We start from the raw sequence: 20,616 nt of genomic DNA on the forward strand, positions 1-20,616 counted from the left end.
GCGCGATCGTGACCGAGGCTACGCCTCTATGCCGCGGCGCGGCACACTCGGGGCCTAGCCCTCGGCGGCGGTCGCCAACCCCGCGTTGCGCCGTACCGGGCTGGCCGCCTCGCGCCGGCGCGTGCTGCGCAGCCAGGCGTCGAACGCCTCGGCCGTCATCGGCCGTGCCAAACGGAAGCCTTGTCCGTAGCGGCAGCCGGCCGCGAGGAGCGAGCGTACCTGCGCTTCCGTCTCGACGCCTTCGGCCAGCACTTCGAAACCGAAGCGCTCGGCGATCTCGATCACGGCGCCGACGATCGCCGCGTCGTGGACGTCGTCCGGCAAGCCGTCGACGAACGCGCGATCGATCTTGACGAGATCGACCGTCAGCCGTTTGAGCTGCGCCAGCGAGGAGTAGCCGGTGCCGAAATCGTCGAGCGCGATCGCCAAGCCGGCGGCGCGCAGCCCGGTGATGGTGCGCAAGGTGAGGTCGACGTCGCGCATCGCGACGGTCTCGGTGATCTCGACGCCGACGCCGCGCAGGTCGCCCGCCAACTCGGTCAGGCGCCGCAGCAGTCCGGGATCGCCCAGCTCGATCGCCGAGAGGTTGAACCAGGTCCGGAAACCGGGATCGGCGGCGCGCCAGCGGCTCGAGAGGCGCACGGTTTCGCGCATCACCCACGCGCCGATCGCGCCCAGCATTCCGTACTCTTCCGCGTACGGCAAGAACTCGTCGGGCGGCAACAGGCCGTGCACCGGATGGCGCCAGCGGATCAGCGACTCGGCGCCCACGACCCTGCCGGTCTCCAAATCGAGGTGCGGCTGGAAGTGCAGCACGAACTCGTCGCGCACGAGCGCTTCGGCCAGCTCGTTCTGCATGCGCTGCGCGACCAGCAGCTCCTCGCCGGCGGAGCGGTCGAAGAAGTGCCAGCGCCCGCGGCCGGCGACTTTCGCATCGGAGACGGCGGCGTCGGCGTGGGCCAACAGCTGCTCGAAGGTGGTCGCGTCGTCGGGGGCGATCGCGACCCCGATGCTGACGCTCACGTGCACGCGCTCGTCGTACTCGGCGATCTCCAGCGGCGTGAGAAACAGCTCCGCGCAGCGCGCGACCCGCGTCTCGACCTCGTCGCGGTCGCCCACGTCGAGCAGCAGCACCCCGAAGCTGTCGCTGCCCAGCCGCGCGACGATGGTATTGGCGGCGTTCGCGCGCAGCAGCGCCGCGGTCCGGGTGAGCACCGCGTCGCCGAACGGGTGGCCGTAGGTGTCGTTGAGGGCGCGAAAGTGATCGAGGTCGACCACGGCCAGCGCGACCCGGCGCGCCTCGCGCAAGGCCTGCACGCCGTACGCGCGCAGCGCGGCGCGGTTGAGCGCGCCGGTCAGCGCGTCGTGTTCGACGTGATACGCGAGCCGGTCGACTTGCGCGCGCTGCAACAGGCGGGCCGCGCACAGCGAGGCCAGCGTCTCGACGTACGCGCGATCGAACGCGTCGAAGCGCGCCTGCGGCGCCAAGCCCTGAAAGCTGATGCAGTACAGCGTCTCGCCGACGCGAAAGGGGGTGCCGATGTAGCAGCGCAGCGGGCTCTCGAGCGTGCAGCGCCGATCGGAGAAGCGCGGATCGGTGTGCAGATCGCTGGCCGACGCGGTGCGCCCCTCGCGCACCAGCACGCCGCCCAGACTGCCGTCGAGCGGATAGCGGGTGCCGGCGCGCTGCGCCGGATAGCCGGGGACGCCGCAGTTCAGATCGATGACCAGATCGGCGCCTTCGAGGTGGACGATGCGGCCGGCGAAGCGCAGCCCGTCGCCGAACGCCTGCGCCCCCTCGTCGAGCAAGGCGGCCAAGTACGCGTCGTCGTCCAGCGACGAGGCGCCCAGGCGCCAGATGGCGTCGAGCCGGCGGGCGTGGCGTTCGGCGCGCCGCGACTCGTCGGACAAGCGCTGCTCGAGCTCGCGAGCCCGGCCGCGCCAGTACAGCACGTCCCGGATGAAGATCATCGCGACCGTGCAGCCGCCGCCGATGGCCAGCAGCTCGGCGACCGGCATCGCGCCGCCGCGGCGCGCCGCTACGTGCAACCCGAGCAGCAACGCCAGCGCCAACAGCGCCAGCGCCAGCGCGGCGTCGAGCAGATCGAGCCGGCTGCGCGCCAGCACGACGAACGCGGCTACGATCGCGGCACCGATCAGCACGAAGGCGAAGCCCTGTTGGCCGAATTGACCCAGATCGACGCCCGGGCGCCCGTGCAGCGGCGCGAACACGAGCGTCACCAGCACCCCGCCGGCCAAACCGATCGCGAGCGCGCGCACGAAGTAGCGACGCGCGGTGACCGCCGGCATCACGTCGTCGCGTGCGCGCACGCGCGCATAGAGGAGCGCGGCGATGATGAAGCCGACGTGCTGACCGAAATCCAGCCAGGTGCCCGTCCCCGGATCGGCCCGCACGCCGGTCACGATGATCGGCAGCGTGACGCCCAGCGCGGCCGCGGCCAGCACCGCCGGCGCGCGGAGCGGGGCGCGCCGGTACAACGTCCACAACAACCCGACCAAGCCCAGTTGCAGCACCGCGACCGCGAAATCGACGCTGCGCAGCCCCGCCGGACGGTAGCCGACGAGCGGCATGGCGAGGCCGGCAGCCGCGAGAATGGCCGCCGCCCCGGAACGGAGCGGGTCGAAACGATGCGCCGAGGGCGCTGACGCCAGCGTCACCCTACCTTGGGTAGTCGGCTGGAACGCCACGCTCCTTAGCCTGGCCGGAGAGCTGCGGTGCCGCAACTCCAGGAGTCCGCGCTGCGGTCTGTGAAGAAGAGAACCAACATCCGGCTCTTGCAGACGCGCGGCGTCTCGAACCGGACCTCTCGCCCCGTCGAGGAGCGACGGAGCGTTTCCCTCCATAAGGCGCAATGGAACTACACGACGCGTCGCCGGCCGTTTCTGCACGGCCCCGGCGCCGCACGGCGCACGAAAACGCCCAGCCGATCGCGGCACCACGGGCGCCACATCTGCGTCCGTATCAAGTCGAAGCGCAACAAGCGATTCTCGAGCACCGCGCGCGCGGCGTTCGCAGTCAACTCGTCTCGCTGGCCACCGGCCTGGGCAAGACGGTCATCATCGCGACGCTTCCCAAACTGCTCTCGCTGCGACCGGGTGACGTGACGCTGGTCGTCGCGCATCGCGACGAGCTGATCGAGCAGATCGTCGACAAGATGCGCGTCGAGAACCCCGACGCGCTGATCGGCGTCGAGAAGGCCGAGCGGCGCGCATCCGAAGAGTGCTCGATCGTCGTCGCAACGGTGCAGACGCTGGCGGAGAAACGGCTCGACGAGTTCGTGGCGCGCTTCAAGCGCCGCATCGCGCTGTTCGTCATCGACGAGGCCCACCACGCGGCGGCGCCCTCGTACCGCGCGATCGTCGACGCGGTCCTCGGCCAGCGGCCCGAAGCGATGGTCATGGGGTTCACCGCGACCCCCAACCGCGGCGACGGGGTCCGGCTGGTCGACGTCTTCGAGAAGATCGTCTACACGATGGACGCCCGCAAGGCGATCGACGCGGGCTACCTGGTCCCGGTCAAATCCTACGCGGTCGCGACCACCACCAACCTCGACGACGTCGCCTCACGGGGCGGCGATTTCGTGATCGGTCAGCTGGCGGCGGCGGTCAACACCGTCGACCGCAACAAGCGGATCGTGATGTCCTACAAACAGCACACGCCGGGGCTCAAGGCGCTGGTCTTCACCGCCTCGGTCGAGCACGCGCGCGACGTCGCCGAGGAGTTCGTCGAGTACGGCGTGCGCGCCGAGTGGGCCTCGGGCGAGACCCCGCGCGACGAGCGAGAGCGGATCGTGCGCGAGTTCCGCGGCGACGGCATCGACGTGCTGGTCAACTGCGGCCTCTACCTCGAGGGCTTCGACGTCCCGTCGGTCCAGGTGATCCTCAACGCGCGACCGACCAAGTCGACCACCCTCTACACGCAGATCACCGGGCGCGCGCTGCGCCCGGTCGACGAGATCGCCCACGGTCTCTCGAAGACCAGCTCGGCCCTCGAGCGCCGCGAGCTGATCGAGAAGTCGGTCAAGCCCGCCGCGGTCGTCATCGATCTGGTCGACCAGGCGCAGCGCCACCAGCTGGTCACCGTTCCTTCCTTGTATGGCCTGCCGCCGCACATCGACGCGCAAGGCCGCATGACCGCGCAGGTGGCCGACAAGTTCGAGGAGCTGCTGCGCCGCGATCCCAAGCGCGCCGCCAAGGTCCGTTCGGCGGAAGAGATCGAGACCGCGCTGGTCGAGATCGACGCCTTCGCCGCGCCGCGCGAGATCAAGCCGACCTGGCAGGCCATCGACCCGATCGAACACTGGCGCCTCGAGCTGCCGCCCACCCGCATCGCGCTCGACCGGCGCGGCCGCGCGATCCCCGACTTCGCGACCAAATGGGATCAGTGGGTGACCGAAGCGCGGCGCATCGCGCCGCACGAGGACGCCGAGCGGTTCGCCGCGCGGATGCTGACCGTCGACCCCAAGAGCGTGCGCTGGGAGAAGCGCCGCATCGACGTCAAGCGCGACGGCGAGAAGTACGTCACGCTGTTCTCGACCGAAGATCTGCCCGAGCGGGTGATCGAGGTCAGCTCCTCGCTCCCCGGCGCGCTCGGCAGCGCGTATCAGCGCGTCGACGAGATGCTCTCGGGCTACACCGCGATCCCGGTCAAGGGCGCCGCGCCGGTCCCCGCGCGCGCCGGCACGGCGCCGGCCGAGAAGCCCACGAACGGCAACGGCGCCGGTGGCGGACGCCGCCGGCGCGGTCGACGCAGCCGCTCGCGCAACGGCTGAACGCGGTGCGCCGCGCGCTGGCCGCCATCGCCGCGATCGTGCTGATCGCGGCGAACCCGTCCGCCGCGGCGACGCGGCATCCGTGGACGGAACCCGGCCACCTGCGCATCGGCGTCGAACGCACGCTCGACAACCTCGATCCGCTGCTCTCGGGCCAAGCCGGCGTCACCGACGTCGCGCAGTTCCTCTTCAGCGGGCTGATCCGCTACGACGACCGCGGCGAAGCGATCCCCGACGGCGCGACGGTGGTGCCGACCCGCGCGAACGGCGGCATCAGCCCCGACGGGAAGACGATCACCTATCACCTGCGGCCGAACCTGCGCTTCTCCGACGGCGTCCCGGTGACGGCCGACGACGTCGTGTTCACTTGGCAGCAGGACATGAACCCGCGCAACAACGTGCCGTTCCACTTTCCCTACGATCAAGCGAAGAGCGTCGTCGCGCGCGACGCGCACACCGTCGTCGTCCACCTCTTCGCACCCTCGGCGCCGTTCGTCGCCGGCTTCTTCCGCTGCGGCACGCAGGGCGTGATCCTGCCGAAGCATCTGCTCGCGGGCCACGACCTCAACCAGGACCCGTTCAGCCTGCACCCCGTCGGCAGCGGTCCCTTCATGGTCGCCGCCTACACGCCCAACGTCGTGCTCGAGATGGTCCCCAACCCGTACTGGTACGGCGGCAAGACGGGCCTGCAACGCGTCACCTACCGCATCATCACCAGCGAGAATACGCTGCTGATCGCGCTGCGCACCCACGACCTGGACTTCTACTGGGGCGCGCCCGAGCAGCAGCTCGCGCAGCTGCGGGCGACGCCCGACGTGCGTGTGGTCGCGCACGCGTTCGACTCGTACGAGATGCTGGTCTTCGGCGCTCGCCGCCAACCGTTCTCCGATCCGGTGCTGCGGCACGCCGTCGCACGCGCCATCGATTGGAAGGCGATCGCACGCACCGTGTACCTCGACGTCGACCTCCCGGATTGGGGCGACATCTTCCCGCGCTCTTGGGCCTACACGCCGCAGCCCGATCCCAACGCCTACGATCCGGCCGCCGCCCGCGCGCTGCTCGATCGCGCCGGCTGGAAGACCGGTCCCGATGGCGTCCGCGTGCGCGACGGCCGGCGCTTGACCGCCGAGATCACGACGGTGGCGGGCGTGATCCCGCGCGAGAACGCCGAAGTGCTCATCCAGCAGCAGCTGCGCGCGGTCGGGATCGAGCTGACGGTGCGCAACGCGCCGGCCAACCTGTTGTTCGCGCCGATCGGCGCCGGCGGCCTGTTCGCCGGCGGAAAGTTCGACTTGGGAATCTTCGCCTGGACGCCGTTTCCCGATCCCGACGACACGCAGACCGCCGGCCCCGACTCGCTGCCGCCGCACGGCGGTAACTATTCGGGCGTCGTCGACGCGGAGCTCGGCCGGCTGCAGCGCGCCGCCGACGCGACCTACGATCGCGCGCGGCGGCGCGCGCTCTACGCGCAGGTCGAACGCCGCCTCGGCGCGGCGCTCCCGTACCACACGCTCGTCTGGCGTGCGAACGTCGACGCATGGAACGACGACCTGAGCGGCGTACGTCCGGCCCCAGCCCTGAGCGACTTCTGGAACGTAGGAACCTGGACACTGTGAAACCCGCATGGATCCGTCGCAGCGACGAGCTCGCCCAAGCCGTCGTCGCCCTCTATACGCGCGCGTCGCCGGAGGCCAGCTCGCAGATGGGGCTGCCGCAGGCCGACGCCTTCACCGCCGACCTCGACACGGGCTGGCGCGCGCGTCTGGACGCCGACGTCGCGCACGCGAGCGCCGTCATGGCGGCCGCGCGGAGCAGCGAAACCGACCCGCGCGTCCTCGAGGACGTGACCATCCTCGAGCGGGCGATCGAGACGGTGCGCAGCGCGGTCGCCGTCGCCGATGCCCAGCTGCTCGAAGTGATCGACGTCGTGCGCACGGAGTTCGGCGGCCTGCGCGTCCTGCTCGACGAGCAGAACCCGCCCGAGCGCAAAGCGCTGGCGCTGGCGCGGCTGCGCCGTTACGCCGGCTTCGAGCCCGGCGTCCCCGCCTTCGCGCAAGCGGCCGAACGCGAGACGCGTACCCGGCTGGCGCGCACCGATCTGGTCGGACCGTACGTCGTCGAGGTGCAGACCACGCTGGCGCTCGGCCCGGTGCTGCTCGACGGCATCGGCGAGATGCTGCGCGACTCGGCGCTGACCGGTTGGGAGGAGCCGTACGCGGCGTTGCGCACGCAGGCCGAGGCGTACCTGCGCTTCGTCGCCGCCGAGCTGTTGCCGCGTGCGCGCCACGATCACCGGCTCCCGCCCGACGTCTACGCGACCGCCCTCGTCCGCGTCGGCGTCGACATCGCGCCAGCCGAGCTGGCGACGCGCGCGCACGCCGCGTTCGACGCGCTGCAGGCGGAGATGCAAGCGCTCGCGCCGGCGGTCGCCGCCGCGCACGGCATCACCGCCACCGACTACCGCGACGTCATCCGGGCGCTCAAGCGCGAGCAGATCCACGGCGACGCCGAAGCGATCGTGGACTTCTATCGCCGCCGGCTCGAGGAGATCGAAGCCGTGGTACGGCGCGAACGCTTGGTGACGCTGCCCGACCGGCCCGCGCGCATCCGCATCGCCAGCCTCGCCGAGAGCGCCGAGATGCCGGCCGCGCACATGAACCCCGCGCCGCTGATCGGCAACACCGGACAGGTCGGCGAGTTCGTGCTTCCGCTCGACGTCCCGCCGGCACCCGGCAGCAACGGCACCGAACGCAGCGACGACTTCACCCACGACGCGGTGACCTGGACGCTGACCGCGCACGAAGCGCGGCCCGGGCACGAAGTGCAGTTCGACCGCATGCTGGACGGCCAGCTCTCGCTGGCGCGCGCGGCGTTCGCCTTCAACTCGGTCAACGTCGAGGGCTGGGCGCTCTACGCCGAGCAGATCGTGCTGCCGTACATGCCGCCCGCCGGCCAGCTGTGCTCGCTGCAGATGCGGCTCCACCGCGCGGCGCGCGCGTTCCTCGACCCCGAGCTGCAGAGCGGCGCCATCACGCCGGCCGACGCGCAGGCCTTCCTCGAGCGCGAGATCGTCTACTCACCGACCTTCGCCCGCAGCGAGGTCGAGCGGTACACCTTCCGCGCACCGGGTCAGGCGACGTCGTACTTCTACGGGTACACGACCTTCGTCGCGTTGCGCGCCGAGGTCGAAGCGCTGCTCGGCGCGCGCTTCGACGCCTGCGCGTTCCACGATTTCATCCTCGACCAGGGACTGTTGCCGCCGGCGACGCTGCGTGAAGCGGTGCTGCGGCGCTTCGCCGCTCAAGAGAGGTAGGCGCGCGAGCCGAAACGCGCGAGCGCGATACGGTCGCGGCCGTCGCGCTTGGCCGCGTACAGGGCCCGGTCGGCGGCCGCGAGCAGCGACATCGGCCGCGCCTGCAGCCGCGGCACCAGGCTCGCGACGCCGCCGCTGATCGTCACCACGCCCAGCGGGCTGGCGGGATGGCCCATCCCCAAGGTGCGGACAGCGGCGCGGATGCCGTCGACGACGCGGGCCGCGTCCTCGCGGTTGGCGCCGGGGAGCAGCACGACGAACTCTTCGCCGCCGTAGCGCGCGACGAAATCCTCCGGCCGCCGCAGCGACTTCGCGATGGTGTGCGCGACCCGGACCAGCACGCGGTCGCCTTGCGGGTGACCGCAGCTGTCGTTGTAGGCCTTGAACCAGTCGACGTCGAGGATCGCCAACGCCAGCGGCGTGCGCGCACGCGCGGCGCGGCGCCACTCTTGCTCGAAGCGCTGCTCGAAGGCACGGCGGTTCGCGATGCCGGTCAGACCGTCGTGCAGCGCCGCCGCGGCGTAGGCGTCCCGTTCGCCTTGCAGGCTGGCGGCACGGTCGGCCAAACCGCGGATGCGATACGCCAGCGCGACCGACAAGAAGATCGCTTCCCACGCCACGCCCGCGCCGGCAGCCAGATCGGTCAGCGGCGTGCGCGGGATGGCACCGTACGCGCCGGAGAGCGCGACCGCGAAGCCGGCCACGACGCCGGCGAACGCGATGCTCGACCAGCGTGCCAGCGGGTTCCCCTTTTGCCACGCCGTGACGCCGGCGACGAACACGGCCAGCAAAAACGCCGTCGTCGCGAGCGGATCGAGCGCGTCGAACAGGCCCGCCCGCCGCAGGCCGTCCGGCGTCACCAGATACGCGAGCTTCACCACCACGACGCCCCCGTACATGACGCGCAGCAGCCACCACAGCCGCGGCGCGATGCGCGGCAGCTCGAGCAGCGTGCGCGCGAAGACGGTCACCAGCGCGAGGTAGACGACGAAGGTCAGCGTCCCGAGCGCGTCGCGGGCGCCGGGCGCGAGCACGGCGAGGGGCGACTGCACCAGGTCGTAGAGCGCGAACGCCAGCATCGCGGCGGCGTACCAGCCCGCCACGCGGTCGCGCAGCACGACCGCCAGGATCGCGTTGAGCGATCCGAGCGCGACGATCATGCCGACGATGAACACGAACGCGACGGCGAGCGGCGCGACGAGCGGGTGAGCGGCGGTCACCACGGTCCCCACGCGACACCGTTCGGCGAGCGCCGACGCCGCCCCCGTACCGCGCCGCGGCTAGGCGTGCTGCGGCGCCGTCTCGTCGTCGTCGAGCCGTGCACCGAGCACCGCCAGCGTCCAGCCGACGCGCAGCACGAGCGTTCCGAACGCGCGCCGCAGCGAGACGCTTCGCGCCTGCTTGAGCTCGCGCATGACGCGGCGCTGCCGCTCGTCGACGAGTGCGGACAAGACCAAAGGGTCCGTAAACACGAAAAAACCTCCGTCGGGTACGGAGGTTTGCCAAGGAACGTCGGAACGGACACCGTTCAGATCATTCCGAGCGAACCTCCACGCAAACAATGGAACGACGCACGCCGCTGCCGAGCGATCGCGGAACGTCGAGCTGGAATCGGATCATTGCGTCTCCTCCTTTCTGTTCGCGGCGCGCACCATCGCGCGCCGGCGGACTCGTACTGTACCATGCGCGCGACGCAGGCGTCAACCGCGCGTGGCCGCTTTTAGTGCGCCGACCAGCCGCCGTCGATCGCGATCGGCGCACCCGTGATCGAGATCGCGAAATCGCTGCACAGGAACGCGCACAGCGCGCCGACTTCGGCCGGGGCGATGAAGCGCTTCGAGGGCATCGCCTCGAGGAACGCGCGCTCGAGCGCCTCGTCCTCGCTGATCCCGCCGCCGTAGGAGCGCACGAGGTCGGCCGCCTGTCCGCGTACGAGATCGGTCATCACCGCGCCGGGGCAGATCGCGTTGGCGGTGATGTTGACCGGCGCGCCCTCGACCGCCGTCGCGCGGGTGAACCCGACCACGCCGTGCTTGGCCGCGATGTACGCGGCCTTGAACGGGCTGGCGATCAGGCCGTGCACGCTGGCGAGGTTGACGATTCGCCCGCCGCCGCGCGCGACCAAGTGCGGCCACGCCGCCTTGGTCGCGTAAAAGACGCTATCGAGATCGATGGTCCGCACGTTCTGCCAGCGGTCGACCGGAAAGTCCGCGATCGACGAGATGAACTGCACCCCGGCGTTGTTCACCAGATGATCGAGGCCGCCGAAATCGGCCGCCGCGGCGTCGACGGTCGCGCGCACCGCGTCGGGGTCGCGCACGTCGCACGCGTACGCGCGCGTCGTCGTGCCGGTCGCCGCGGCGATCGCGTGCGCGGTTTCCTGCGCCGCCGCCGCGTCGAGGTCGACGAGCGCGACCCGCGCGCCCGCCTGCGCGAGGGCCTCCGCGCAAGCGCGCCCAATCCCGCGTGCTGCACCCGTAACAAAGCTAACCCGGTCCTGTAGATCGATCCCAAGCACGGTCCTCGTCCTCCGAAGCAAGGAGAATCGCCCCGTGGGTAGCCTGGTCCTTTCCGGCGTCGCGCGATCCTTCGGTTCGGTGGCCGCAGTCCGCGACGTCTCCTTCACCGTCCCGAGCGGGATCACGTTCGGCCTGCTCGGTCCCAACGGCGCCGGCAAGACGACGACGATGCGGATGATCCTCGGCATCCTCATCCCCGACCGCGGCACGGTGAGCTGGGACGGCCGGGCCGTCGACTTGCGCGTGCGCCGGCAGTTCGGCTACCTCCCCGAGGAGCGCGGACTGTACGCCAAGCTCAAGGTGCGCGACCAGATCGCGTACTTCGGGCGGCTGCACGGCGTGATGCCGCCCTACGACGCGCGGCGCGCCGAGGCGTGGATCGAGCGGCTGGGACTCCAAGCGTACGCGGACCGGCCGTGCGGCGAGCTCTCGAAAGGCAACCAGCAGAAGGTCCAAGTCGCCTGCGCCGCGCTGCATCAGCCGTCCTTGCTCGTCCTGGACGAGCCCTTCTCCGGGCTCGATCCCGTCAACGCCGACATGCTGCTGGCGACGCTGCGCGAGCTGCAGCGCGAAGGCACCTCGCTGATCCTCTCCTCGCACCAGATGTGGCAGATCGAGGACCTGTGCGAGCAGTTCTGCATCATCGCGGAGGGGACGGTACGAGCCGCCGGGACGCTGACCGAGCTGCGCGCGGGCTGGCCGACGCGCGTCGTGGAGGTCGAACCGGCGACGACCCCGTTGCGCGCGATCCTCGACGCGACGCCCGGCGCGCGCGCGATCGCCGGACCGAACGCCGGGACGCTGACGTACGAGGTTCCGGCCGACCTCGACACCGCGGCGCTGCTGCGGGATTTGGTCGGCGCCGGCGCCATCACGCGGTTCGCGCGCCTCGAGCCGCGGCTCCAGGACGTCTACCTGCGCGCGATCGGAGCCGCGGCATGAGCACGCTGGCGGTGATCTTCAACGCGGAGTTCGTGCGCCGCATCCGCTCGCGGCCCTACCTGATCGGGACCGCGATCGGCGCGCTCGGCGTCGCCCTCATCGCGGTGATCCCCTCGTTCATGGTCCACGCCGTCAGCAGCTCGACGCGCAACCTCGTGCTGGTCGGTCCGCCGGCCCTCACGACGCCGGCCGGGGCGGCGCTGCGTCCCGACTTCAGCGTCGTCGCGGTCCTCCCACGGCTCGACGCGACGCCGACCCTCGCCTTTCTCGACGCGCACCGCCACGCCAGCGCGGTGGCGACGCTCTCGCGCACCGGTAGCCGCCTCCACGCGCTCGTCTACGCCCGCGACCCCTCGCTCTTCCCCTCGTCCTTCGCGCGCGATCTCGGTCCGCTGCAAATCGCGCTCGCGACCGGTGCGCCGCTCGAGAGCGTTCGCTCTCGCTTGACCGTGCCGATCGACGTGCGCGACGTCGCCGGACGCTTCGAGAACGCCGGCGAGGCCGATGCCGCGAAAGCCGTGGCGTACCTGTTCGTGCTCTTGCTCTATCTGGCGATCTTGCTCAACGCGCAGGCGATCTCGACCTCGGTCACCGAGGAGAAGACGAATCGCATCGCCGAGCTGCTCGTCGCCGCGGTCGATCCGGTGCAGCTGCTGACGGCCAAGATCCTGGCCGCCACGGCGACCGGCTTCGTGCAGCTCGGCGTGTGGACGGCGATCGGCTTTCTCGCGGGCAGCAAGCTCACCGAGGGCTTCACGAACGGCGACGTCGGCGCGAACGCGGGCCCGCTGGCGATCAGCAGCAGCGAGATCCTCTTGTTCGTCGCGTTCTTCCTGGTCGGCTTCGCGCAGTACAGCGTCCTCTTCGCCGGGGGCGCGTCGCTGGTGAGCCGCACCGAAGACGTCGGCAGCATCACCGGTCCGCTCATGCTGCCGGTGGTCGGCGCGTTCGTGCTCGCGCAGCTGGGGATCCAGTTCCCCAACGGCCCGCTCATGTCGAGCGCGTCGTTCGTTCCGCTGCTCGCGCCGTTCGTGATGTTCACGCGCATCGCGGTGACGCCGGTCCCGGCCTGGCAGATCGCGCTCTCGCTGGCGATCAACGTCGCGGCCGCGATCCTGTTCGCGCTGATCGCGGGACGCGTCTACCGGGTCGGCATGCTGCTCTACGGCCGGCCGCCGTCGCTGCGCCAGATCGTCGCGGCCATGCGGGCCTGAGGGCGTGCCGCGCGCGCTGCTGCCGATCCTGGCGATCACCTTCGTCGACATCCTCGGCTTCACGCTGCTGATCCCGCTGCTGCCGTTCTATGCGACCACGCTCGGCGCGTCGCCGGTGGTGGTCGGCGCGATCTACGCGACGGTGGCCGTCTGCTCGCTGCTCTCCTCGCCGCTGTGGGGACGGCTGAGCGACCGCATCGGGCGGCGCGGCGTGCTGCTGGCCGCCCAAGTCGCCGCGCTGATCGGCTTCGTGCTGCTGGCCTCCAGCAACACGTTGTGGATGATCTTCGTCGCGCGCGCGATCGAAGGGCTCGGCGGCGGGGGCCTGGGGATCACGCAGGCCTACGTCACCGACGTCACCGCGCCCGAGCAGCGCGCGCGGGCGTTCGGCTTGGTCGGCGCGACCTTCGGGCTGGGCTTTCTGATCGGACCGGCGACGGCCGGGCTGCTGGTCCGCTTCGGCTACCACGTCCCGTTCGCGGCCGCCGCCGGCCTCGAGCTGATCACGGTCATGCTCACGCTCACGCTGCTGCCCGAGTCACGCGGCGCGGTCACCACGCTGCCGCCGCTGCGCGAGGTCAAACGCTCGCTCACGACCGCACCGCTGGGCCGGCTCGTGCTCACGCAGTTCGCGTTCTCGATCGGCTTCACGTCGTGGATCGGCGGCTTCGCCCTGTTCGCGCAGCGCGTGCTCGGGTTCGGGCCCGAGCGCACCTCGCAGGTCTACATCCTCTTCGCCGTGGTCGGCATCGTCGTGCAGGTCGCGCTGATCGGCCGGCTCGTCGCGTGGCTGGGTGAAGGCCGCGTCGCGCTGGCCGGTTTCGCGTGCGCGATCCTCGCCTACGCGACGGTCGCCTTCATCGACCGGGCGGCGTTCTTCTACCCGTTCATCGTGCTGTGGTCGATCTCGGGCTCGCTGATTCGGCCGACGCTGGGATCGCTGATCGCCGACGCGGCGCCCGGCGATCAGCGCGGGACGATCCTGAGCATCAACGACAGCCTCAACAACGTCGCGTTCATCGTCGGACCGCTCATCGCGACGCGCGTCTTGATGGCCGCGCCGCATTTGACCGGCATCGTGCCGGCCTTCTTCTCGGCGGTCGCGCTGGCGCTCGGACTCGGGCTGCTGATGCGCGCGCCGCGCGCCGAAGGACGGCTGGCGACGTGAGGCTGGTCGCGGTCTCCGACACGCACGGCCATCTGCCGGCGCACGCGGTCCCCGACGGCGACGTCCTCATCCACGCCGGCGATCTGACGCGCATGGGGACGCTCGAGCAGATCGCCGCCGCGGGCGCGTGGCTGCGCAGCTTACCGCACCGCGACAAGATCGTCATCGCCGGCAACCACGACTTCGCCTTCGAACGCGAACCGGCGGCGGCGCTGGCGGCGTTCGGCGAGGGCTTCACCTACCTGCTCGACGCGGGCGTGACGATCGCGGGCGTTCGGTTCTGGGGCTCGCCGTGGCAGCCGCAGTTCTTCGACTGGGCCTTCAACCTCGATCGCGGCGCGCCGCTGGCGGAGAAGTGGGCGCTGGTCCCCGGCGATACCGACGTGCTGATCACGCACGGGCCGCCGCAGGGCATCCTCGATCGCACCGCCGGCGGCGACGCGGCCGGCTGCGCGGATTTGCTCGCGCGCGTCGCCGCCGTGCGCCCGCGCGCGCACGTCTTCGGGCACATCCACGAAGCCGCCGGCGTCGTCGAACGCGACGGCACGACGTTCGTCAACGCCTCGATCTGCGATCTGCGCTACCGGCCGGTGAACCCGCCGCGCGTGCTCGACCTCTGAGCCGCGTTCAGCGGGTCGCGATCGCTTCCGCTTCCGCCACCCGCAGCGCCAGGCTCAGCTCGCGCAAGAACGAGGACGCGTCCATGACGATCCCCAGCGTCTGGTGCGAGCCGCGATCGGTCAGCTTGGTGACCGACGAGGGGTTGATGTCGACGCAGACCGTCTTGCACGAGGCCGGCAACAGGTTGCCGACCGCGATCGAATGCAGCAGCGTGCAGACCAACAGCGCCATCCCGAACTCGGGGACGTGGCGGCGCATCGCGCGCTGACACTCGATGACGTCGGTGATGACGTCCGGCAGCGGGCCGTCGTCGCGGATCGAACCGCACAGCACGACCGGAATGTGCTTGCGGTAGGCCTCGTACATCACGCCGCCGGTCAGCAGCCCCGCGTCGATCGCTTCCCGAATGCCGCCCAGCGCGCGGATGCGGTTGACCGTGCGCAAGTGGTGAACGTGGCCCTCTTCGGCGGGGAAGGCGTCTTCGAGCTTGACGCCCAGCGAGGTGCCGAAGAACTGCGACTCGATGTCGTGCACGGCCAGCGCGTTGCCCGCGTAGAGCGCGTTGACGTAGCCGTCGCGAATCAGCTCGGCCAGGTACGGTCCGGCGCCGGTGTGGATGATCGCGGGGCCGCCGACCAGCAGCACCCGCTTCCCGGCGCGCAGCACCGCCAGCAGCTCGCGCGCCAGCTCGCCGAGCAGCGCGTGGCGCGGCTTCTCGGAGGAGACGGCGCTGGCCATGAACTCGAACACGTCGCGCTTGCGCGCGCGAGGCGGGATCGCGATCTTCACGCCGGCGTGTCCGACCACGACCGCGTCGCCGCGCTTCACGTCGGACGGCGCCACCGTCACCGCGCCGCCGTCGTCGAGCACGATCGCGCAGTCCATCTCCGGGTTGGCGACCTCGAGCCACACGCCGCGCACCCGCACCTGGGTCGCGTAGTTCGTCGTCGCGTAGAAGTCGTCGGGCAGGACGCCGTCGGCCGGGGCCGGTTCCAGCGCCACGTCGCCCTCGTCGAGCACCTCGACGCCGGCGTCGCGCTGCAGCTTCTCGAGGATCTCGTCGAGATGCTGCGGGTCTTCGGCTTCGATCCGCAGCCGCGCGTACGAGGGCTCGGTCTTGGTCTGTCCCGACTCGAACTCTTCGATGACGTACGCGGTCCGGTCGTCGTCGGTCAGGATGCCCAGGACGCGGTTGAAGATGCCGGAGTCGATGATGTGCCCGCGCAGCTCGATCCGGCGGACGACCGTTCCAGACGGCGAAGCGGAGCTCATGGGGCTCGTGTTCGTACCGACGCCGCTCGGCAACCTTCGCGACGTGACGCTGCGCGCGCTCGACGTCCTGCGCGACGCCCCGCTGGTGGTGGCCGAAGACTCGCGGGTCGCGCGGCGGCTGCTGACCGCGCTCGGCCTGGGCGCCAAGGACGTTTGGACCTACCAGGAGCACAACGCGCGCGCGGTCACGCCCGGCATCCTCGAGCGGGCCCGGACCGAGACGGTCGCGGTCGTCACCGACGCCGGAACGCCCGGGATCAGCGATCCCGGCTCGGCGCTGGTCGCCGCCGCCCGGGCGGCCGGCATCCCGGTCGAGGTGCTGCCGGGTCCGGCGGCCTTCGTCGTCGCCGCCGTGCTCTCGGGGTTCGACTTGCGCAGCTTTCGCTTTGCCGGGTTCCCCCCGCGCGCGAGCGGCGCCCGCCGAACGGCGTTTCGCGCGGCGCTCGGCGAGACGACGGTCTGGTACGAGGCGCCGCACCGCATCCGCGCGGCGCTGGCCGACTTGGCGGCAGTCGCGCCCGAGCGGCGCGTGTTCCTGGTCCGCGAGCTGACCAAGCTCTACGAGCAGCAAGTGCTGGGCACGGCCGCCGAGATCGACGCGGCCCTGGCGGAGCCGGTGCGCGGTGAGATCGCGTTCGTCGTCGAGGGCGATCCCGCGTCGGACGCGAGCGACGCCGTATCGCCGGACGAGCTCGACGCCGCGATCGACGCGGGCCTGGCGGAAGGGCTGACGATCTCGGCGCTCGCGAAGCGGCTGGCCGACGCCGGCCACGGCGAACGGCGTCACCTCTACGCGCAGGCCAGTGCGCGCAAGGCGGAACGCGCCGGGTCAGACGTCGAGTAGCGCCACCACGTCGAGGACGAAGCCCGGCATCACGGGTCCGCAGTCGAGCTGCGAAATCGACCCCAGCTCTTGGTGGGCGCCGTCGACCCAGCGATCGACGGTCCGTTCGTAGGGGTCGACGAGGACGACCAGATGTGCGCCGTGGCGCGACCAGTTCGCGCACTTGCGCACCTGCGCGCCGTGCCGATCGCTCTTCGAGCGAATCTCGAAGACGGCGTCGGGCGTCCCGGCGAAATAGTTCTCGCGCTGGGCAGCGTCGAGGACGTTCCACCGCTCCGCGCGCACGAACGAACCGTCCGGAGCGAAGACCGATGAGTCAGGCAGACGATAGCCGGCGGTCGGACCGAAGACCTGACCGAGGCGGAACGCTTTGCTCCACACCATGAGCTGAAGGACCAGCTCGCTGTTCCGCAGGTCGGACCCGGCGCCGTTCGGGGTCACCAGCAGGCTCCCGTCGGCCAAGCGCTCGACGGAATAACCGCCGTTGAGCTCGTGCAGCTGCATGAGCTCTTCGTCGGTCGGCGGGGTGATCGGACGGAAGACGACGGCCATCGGCGTGTCACGCGATTCTATCACGCCGCTCCGCTCGCTCGCCAAGGGCGGAGGCCGGGCGCAGCCGCGGTGCCGAAGGCTACCCGGTGTCCGAGCGCGGCTTCTACGTCACCACCCCCATCTATTACATCAGCGGAACGCCGCACATCGGGCACGCGTACACCTCGATCGCGGCCGACATCCTGGTGCGCACCGCGCGGGCGCACGGCCCGGCGCGCGCGCTGACCGGCACCGACGAGCACGGCCAGAAGGTCGCCGCCGCCGCCGAGGCGGCCGGGCAGACGCCGCACGAGTACGTCGACGCGCTCGTCCCGCGCTGGCGCCAGCTCTTGGCCGCCTACGAGACCAGCTTCGACGACTTCATCCGCACCACCGAGCCGCGACACGCGCACACGTGTCTGGCGCTGTTCGAGCGAATGCGCGCCAACGGCGACGTCTACGAGGGCGTCTACGAAGGCTGGTACTGCACCAACGACGAGACGTTCTGGCCCGAAGCCAAGCTCATCGACGGCCGCTGTCCGAATCCCGAGTGCCGCCGTCCGGTGCAGTGGCTCTCGGAGAAGAACTGGTTCTTCCGGCTCTCGGCGTACACCGAGCGTTTGCGCGCGCACTTCCTGGCCAATCCGAACTTCTTGCGGCCGCAGTCGCGCTACAACGAGATGATGGCGCTGCTCGACGAAGGGCTCGAGGATCTCTCGATCTCGCGCTCGTCGTTCGACTGGGGCATCCCGCTGCCCGGCGGCGGCGTGCTCTACGTCTGGTTCGACGCGCTGATCAACTACATCAGCGCGCTGGGCTGGCCCGAGGATCCCGACGGCCTGTTCGCCGCGTTCTGGCCCGGGCTGCACTTGATCGGCAAGGAGATCGCGCGCTTCCACACGCTGATCTGGCCGGCCATGCTGTGGTCGGCGGGACTCGAAGCGCCGGCACGCGTCTTCGCGCACGGCTGGATCCTGGTCGAAGGCGAGAAGATGTCGAAGTCGGTCGGCAACGTCATCGAGCCGTTCGCGCTGGTGCGCGAGTTCGGCGCCGACGCGGTGCGCTATTTCCTGTTCCGCGAAGCGCCGTTCGGCAGCGACTTCTCGATCTCGCTCGAGAAGCTGCGCCAGCGCCACAACAGCGATCTGGGCAACGATCTGGGCAACCTGCTGCGCCGTTCGCTGGCGATGCTGGCACGCTACCGCGACGGCCTGGTTCCCGAGCCGCCGGCCACCAGCGAGCTGGCCGAACGCTTCGCCGACGTGCCGGCGCTGGTGCGCGATCACGTCGCGGCGCTGCGCTTTCGCGAAGCGCTCGACGAGATCTGGAACCTGGTCGGCGCGCTCAACCGCGCGATCGACGAACGCAAGCCGTGGGAGCTCTACAAGCAGGAACGCGGCGTCGAGCTCGACGCGCTGCTCTACGAGCTGTGCGAGGGGCTGCGCTGGCTGGCGCTGCTGCTGTTCCCCTTCATGCCGGTCAAGACGAGCGAGATCTGGCGACAGCTCGGCCTGGACGGCACGCCCGAACGCACCTGGGCCGACGCGCTGCAATGGGGACTGCTCGCCCCCGGTACCCAGACGACCCCCGGCGACCCGCTCTTCCCGCGCCTCGAAGCGGCCGCGGTGTAACGGTCACGGCGGCTTGCCGTACTCGTCGATCGTGCCGTTGGCGCGCTCGCGCGCCAGCACCGCTTCGCAGCGCGCGCGATAGAACGCGCACACGACGCGCGAGAGCGGGAACGGGTCGGGCAGCACGTAGCCGGGCGGCGGTTCCTGCAAGTTGAACTGCACGGTGCGGCGGGTGAGGAGCGGATCGTTGCCGGCGGGGAAGCGCTGCGGCCACGGGACGTCGACCGTGTCGACATAGCCGTCGCTGAAGTGCCACGTGCAGTGCAGCCAGTGATAGTCGATCCCGTTGACCCGCTTGTAGTCGATGATGTCGTAGCACGGCGCGACGTCGCTGCTGACTTCACCCGGCGTCCCGGCCAGAATGGGGTTGTACTGCTTCATCGTCTCCGTGCCGCCCGGGGTCGCCGTCGGCGGCCCTTGCGCGACGTCGTGCTGCGCTTGCGCGATGGTCTGCGAGAACTTCGCGTCGAGCGCGGCGATCTGTTGCGGATCGAGGGCGCTCGAGGCGTGCTGCGGCGGGCCGTGCGGGCGCGAGAGCTCGACGTGATTCGCGACGACGGTGGGGGCCTTGGGGGCGTGGACGGGACGCGTCTTGGTGATGCCGGTCGGGCGCTTCACCACCGGATGGTGCGCGAAGCCCTTCGAGGGCAGGCGCTGCGCCACCGCGTGCGGCGCGATCGACGGCAGCGCGACCTTGCTGGGGATCTTGACCGGCGTCGGCGTCGGCTTGGGGGTGGGCGTGACGACCGGGCGCGGCGTCGGGCTGGGGCTGGGCGTGGGCAGCGGCTTGAGGTGCTCGATCGTGATGCGCTGCGTCTCCGCGGCGACGTCGCGCTCGGCGCGCGGCTTGAGCGCGCTCCAGAACGTCGTCCAGACCGTCCCGCCCAGCACGTGGACGAGCAGCGAGACGACGATCGCCCAAAGAAGCAAGCGGCGGGCAGATTTGCCGCGCTCGGGGAAGAGCTGCACGGAGGTACTAACGTTCCGACATGATCGATACGCATGCGCACGTGCACGATCGCGCCTTCGACGAAGACCGCGACGCAATGCTTGCGCGGGCTCGCGACGCAGGCGTCGAGCAGATCGTAACGGTCGGATGCGACCTCGACGATAGCCGGCGTGCCTGCGTCATAGCTGAGTCCTTTCACCTTTTCTCCACCATCGGCATCCACCCGCACGAGGCCAAGGACGCCCCCGCCGACCTGGACGGCGCGTTCGACGCGCTGCGCGCGCAGTACGGCGACCGGATCGTCGCGGTCGGCGAGACGGGCTTGGACTACTACTACGACCACAGCCCGCGGCCGGTGCAGCAGGCGGTTCTGGCGGCCCAATTGCGCTACGCGCGCGAGCGCGCGCTGCCGCTCGTCTTCCATCAGCGCGACGCGCACGACGACTTCGTCGACGCCCTGCGCGCCGGTTACGATCCGGCCTCGCAGCGCGGCATCGTCCACTGCTTCACCGGGACCGCCGAGCAGGCGCGCCAGTTCACCGGCGAGTTCGGGCTGCTGCTGGGGATCGGGGGCGTGGTCACCTTCAAGACGGCCGGCGGGCTGCGGGAAGCGGTCGCCGCGGTCGGTCTCGAGCACCTCGTCCTCGAAACCGACTGCCCGTACCTGGCCCCCGTCCCCCGTCGCGGCCAGCGCAACGAGCCGGCGTACGTCGCCGACACGGCCCGCGTGGTGGCCGAAGTGCTCGGCGTCGCGGGCGCGACGGTGAGCGCGCGGACCGACGCCAACGCGCGCGGGGTCTTTGGTCCGCGCGTCTAAGG

17 protein-coding genes are annotated in these 20,616 nt (G+C 70.9%); 10 read left to right on the forward strand and 7 right to left on the reverse strand.

The features are described 5' to 3' along the window. Window positions 1–54 precede the first annotated feature (54 nt). Window positions 55–2,679 (reverse strand): bifunctional diguanylate cyclase/phosphodiesterase, encoded by a 2,625-nt coding sequence (locus tag VMD91_08865; protein ID HTW84162.1) that lies wholly within the window; start codon window positions 2,677–2,679, stop codon window positions 55–57. Window positions 2,680–2,873: 194 nt separating this feature from the next. On the opposite strand from VMD91_08865, the gene VMD91_08870 reads away from it, so the two are divergent. From VMD91_08870 to VMD91_08880, 3 genes are read left to right on the forward strand one after another with little or no spacing between them, the layout of a single operon-like run. Continuing rightward, window positions 2,874–4,793: a DEAD/DEAH box helicase gene (locus VMD91_08870; GenBank protein HTW84163.1), complete on the forward strand. Its 1,920-nt coding sequence runs from the start codon at window positions 2,874–2,876 to the stop codon at window positions 4,791–4,793. 5 nt (window positions 4,794–4,798) lie between these two features. Further along, window positions 4,799–6,409, forward strand: a complete 1,611-nt coding sequence (locus VMD91_08875; protein HTW84164.1) for a peptide ABC transporter substrate-binding protein — start codon at window positions 4,799–4,801, stop codon at window positions 6,407–6,409. Then, entirely contained in the window at window positions 6,406–8,106 is a 1,701-nt protein-coding gene (locus VMD91_08880) for a DUF885 domain-containing protein (GenBank protein ID HTW84165.1), read from the forward strand. Before VMD91_08875 ends, VMD91_08880 begins: the two co-directional genes overlap by 4 nt. On the opposite strand, the gene VMD91_08885 is transcribed toward VMD91_08880, so the two are convergent. The 3 genes from VMD91_08885 to VMD91_08895 all read right to left on the reverse strand — a co-directional run bounded on the left by VMD91_08885 (window position 8,094) and on the right by VMD91_08895 (window position 10,624). Then, the gene (locus tag VMD91_08885) at window positions 8,094–9,338 is read right to left on the reverse strand and encodes a diguanylate cyclase (protein HTW84166.1); all 1,245 of its coding nucleotides are present in this window, start codon (window positions 9,336–9,338) and stop codon (window positions 8,094–8,096) included. The two genes, VMD91_08880 and VMD91_08885, sit on opposite strands and share 13 nt — an antisense overlap. 48 nt (window positions 9,339–9,386) lie before the next feature. Next, window positions 9,387–9,557 carry a hypothetical protein gene (locus VMD91_08890; GenBank protein HTW84167.1) on the reverse strand — a complete coding sequence of 57 codons (171 nt, stop codon included), beginning with the start codon at window positions 9,555–9,557 and terminating at the stop codon, window positions 9,387–9,389. A gap of 269 nt (window positions 9,558–9,826) precedes the next feature. Beyond that, window positions 9,827–10,624, reverse strand: coding sequence for a 3-hydroxybutyrate dehydrogenase (locus tag VMD91_08895; GenBank protein ID HTW84168.1), 798 nt, complete (start codon window positions 10,622–10,624; stop codon window positions 9,827–9,829). Between the two features lie 34 nt (window positions 10,625–10,658). Between VMD91_08895 and VMD91_08900 the strand changes: the two genes are divergently transcribed. Genes VMD91_08900 through VMD91_08915 form a run of 4 tightly spaced genes read left to right on the forward strand, consistent with a single transcriptional unit; the run spans window position 10,659 to window position 14,569 of the window. Beyond that, window positions 10,659–11,567 carry an ATP-binding cassette domain-containing protein gene (locus VMD91_08900; protein ID HTW84169.1) on the forward strand — a complete coding sequence of 303 codons (909 nt, stop codon included), beginning with the start codon at window positions 10,659–10,661 and terminating at the stop codon, window positions 11,565–11,567. After that, window positions 11,564–12,781, forward strand: a complete 1,218-nt coding sequence (locus VMD91_08905) for an ABC transporter permease (protein ID HTW84170.1) — start codon at window positions 11,564–11,566, stop codon at window positions 12,779–12,781. The genes VMD91_08900 and VMD91_08905 overlap by 4 nt, the downstream gene beginning before the upstream one ends. Before the next feature lie 4 nt (window positions 12,782–12,785). Beyond that, a complete protein-coding gene (locus VMD91_08910) occupies window positions 12,786–13,949 on the forward strand; it encodes an MFS transporter (GenBank protein HTW84171.1) in 1,164 nt (387 codons plus the stop codon). After that, window positions 13,946–14,569 (forward strand): metallophosphatase domain-containing protein, encoded by a 624-nt coding sequence (locus VMD91_08915; protein ID HTW84172.1) that lies wholly within the window; start codon window positions 13,946–13,948, stop codon window positions 14,567–14,569. The genes VMD91_08910 and VMD91_08915 overlap by 4 nt, the downstream gene beginning before the upstream one ends. 7 nt (window positions 14,570–14,576) lie before the next feature. On the opposite strand, the gene VMD91_08920 is transcribed toward VMD91_08915, so the two are convergent. Further along, a complete protein-coding gene (locus tag VMD91_08920; protein HTW84173.1) occupies window positions 14,577–15,842 on the reverse strand; it encodes a TIGR00300 family protein in 1,266 nt (421 codons plus the stop codon). Between VMD91_08920 and rsmI the strand changes: the two genes are divergently transcribed. Beyond that, entirely contained in the window at window positions 15,841–16,686 is an 846-nt protein-coding gene (gene rsmI, locus VMD91_08925) for a 16S rRNA (cytidine(1402)-2'-O)-methyltransferase (GenBank protein ID HTW84174.1), read from the forward strand. The two genes, VMD91_08920 and rsmI, sit on opposite strands and share 2 nt — an antisense overlap. On the opposite strand, the gene VMD91_08930 is transcribed toward rsmI, so the two are convergent. Next, window positions 16,672–17,262: a Uma2 family endonuclease gene (locus VMD91_08930; protein ID HTW84175.1), complete on the reverse strand. Its 591-nt coding sequence runs from the start codon at window positions 17,260–17,262 to the stop codon at window positions 16,672–16,674. The genes rsmI and VMD91_08930 overlap by 15 nt on opposite strands. 62 nt (window positions 17,263–17,324) lie before the next feature. Here VMD91_08930 and metG point away from each other — a divergent pair, with 62 nt between their 5' ends. Next, window positions 17,325–18,848 carry a methionine--tRNA ligase gene (gene metG / locus VMD91_08935; GenBank protein HTW84176.1) on the forward strand — a complete coding sequence of 508 codons (1,524 nt, stop codon included), beginning with the start codon at window positions 17,325–17,327 and terminating at the stop codon, window positions 18,846–18,848. Between the two features lie 3 nt (window positions 18,849–18,851). Here the strand turns inward: metG and VMD91_08940 are convergent, their stop codons facing one another. After that, window positions 18,852–19,817 (reverse strand): hypothetical protein, encoded by a 966-nt coding sequence (locus tag VMD91_08940; GenBank protein HTW84177.1) that lies wholly within the window; start codon window positions 19,815–19,817, stop codon window positions 18,852–18,854. A gap of 20 nt (window positions 19,818–19,837) precedes the next feature. Between VMD91_08940 and VMD91_08945 the strand changes: the two genes are divergently transcribed. Beyond that, entirely contained in the window at window positions 19,838–20,614 is a 777-nt protein-coding gene (locus tag VMD91_08945) for a TatD family hydrolase (protein ID HTW84178.1), read from the forward strand. Window positions 20,615–20,616 lie beyond the last annotated feature (2 nt).

Source organism: Candidatus Sulfotelmatobacter sp. (assembly GCA_035504415.1).
In the GTDB taxonomy this organism is placed as follows: Bacteria; Vulcanimicrobiota; Vulcanimicrobiia; order Vulcanimicrobiales; family Vulcanimicrobiaceae; genus Vulcanimicrobium.

Excerpts from the sequence above, each read along its gene's own strand:
- VMD91_08870 (HTW84163.1), top strand. The coding sequence starts at position 2,874 with ATGGAACTACACGACGCGTCGCCGGCCGTTTCTGCACGGCCCCGGCGC.
- VMD91_08905 (HTW84170.1), top strand. The coding sequence starts at position 11,564 with ATGAGCACGCTGGCGGTGATCTTCAACGCGGAGTTCGTGCGCCGCATC.
- rsmI (HTW84174.1), top strand. The coding sequence starts at position 15,841 with ATGGGGCTCGTGTTCGTACCGACGCCGCTCGGCAACCTTCGCGACGTG.
- VMD91_08920 (HTW84173.1), bottom strand. The coding sequence starts at position 15,842 with ATGAGCTCCGCTTCGCCGTCTGGAACGGTCGTCCGCCGGATCGAGCTG.
- VMD91_08945 (HTW84178.1), top strand. The coding sequence starts at position 19,838 with ATGATCGATACGCATGCGCACGTGCACGATCGCGCCTTCGACGAAGAC.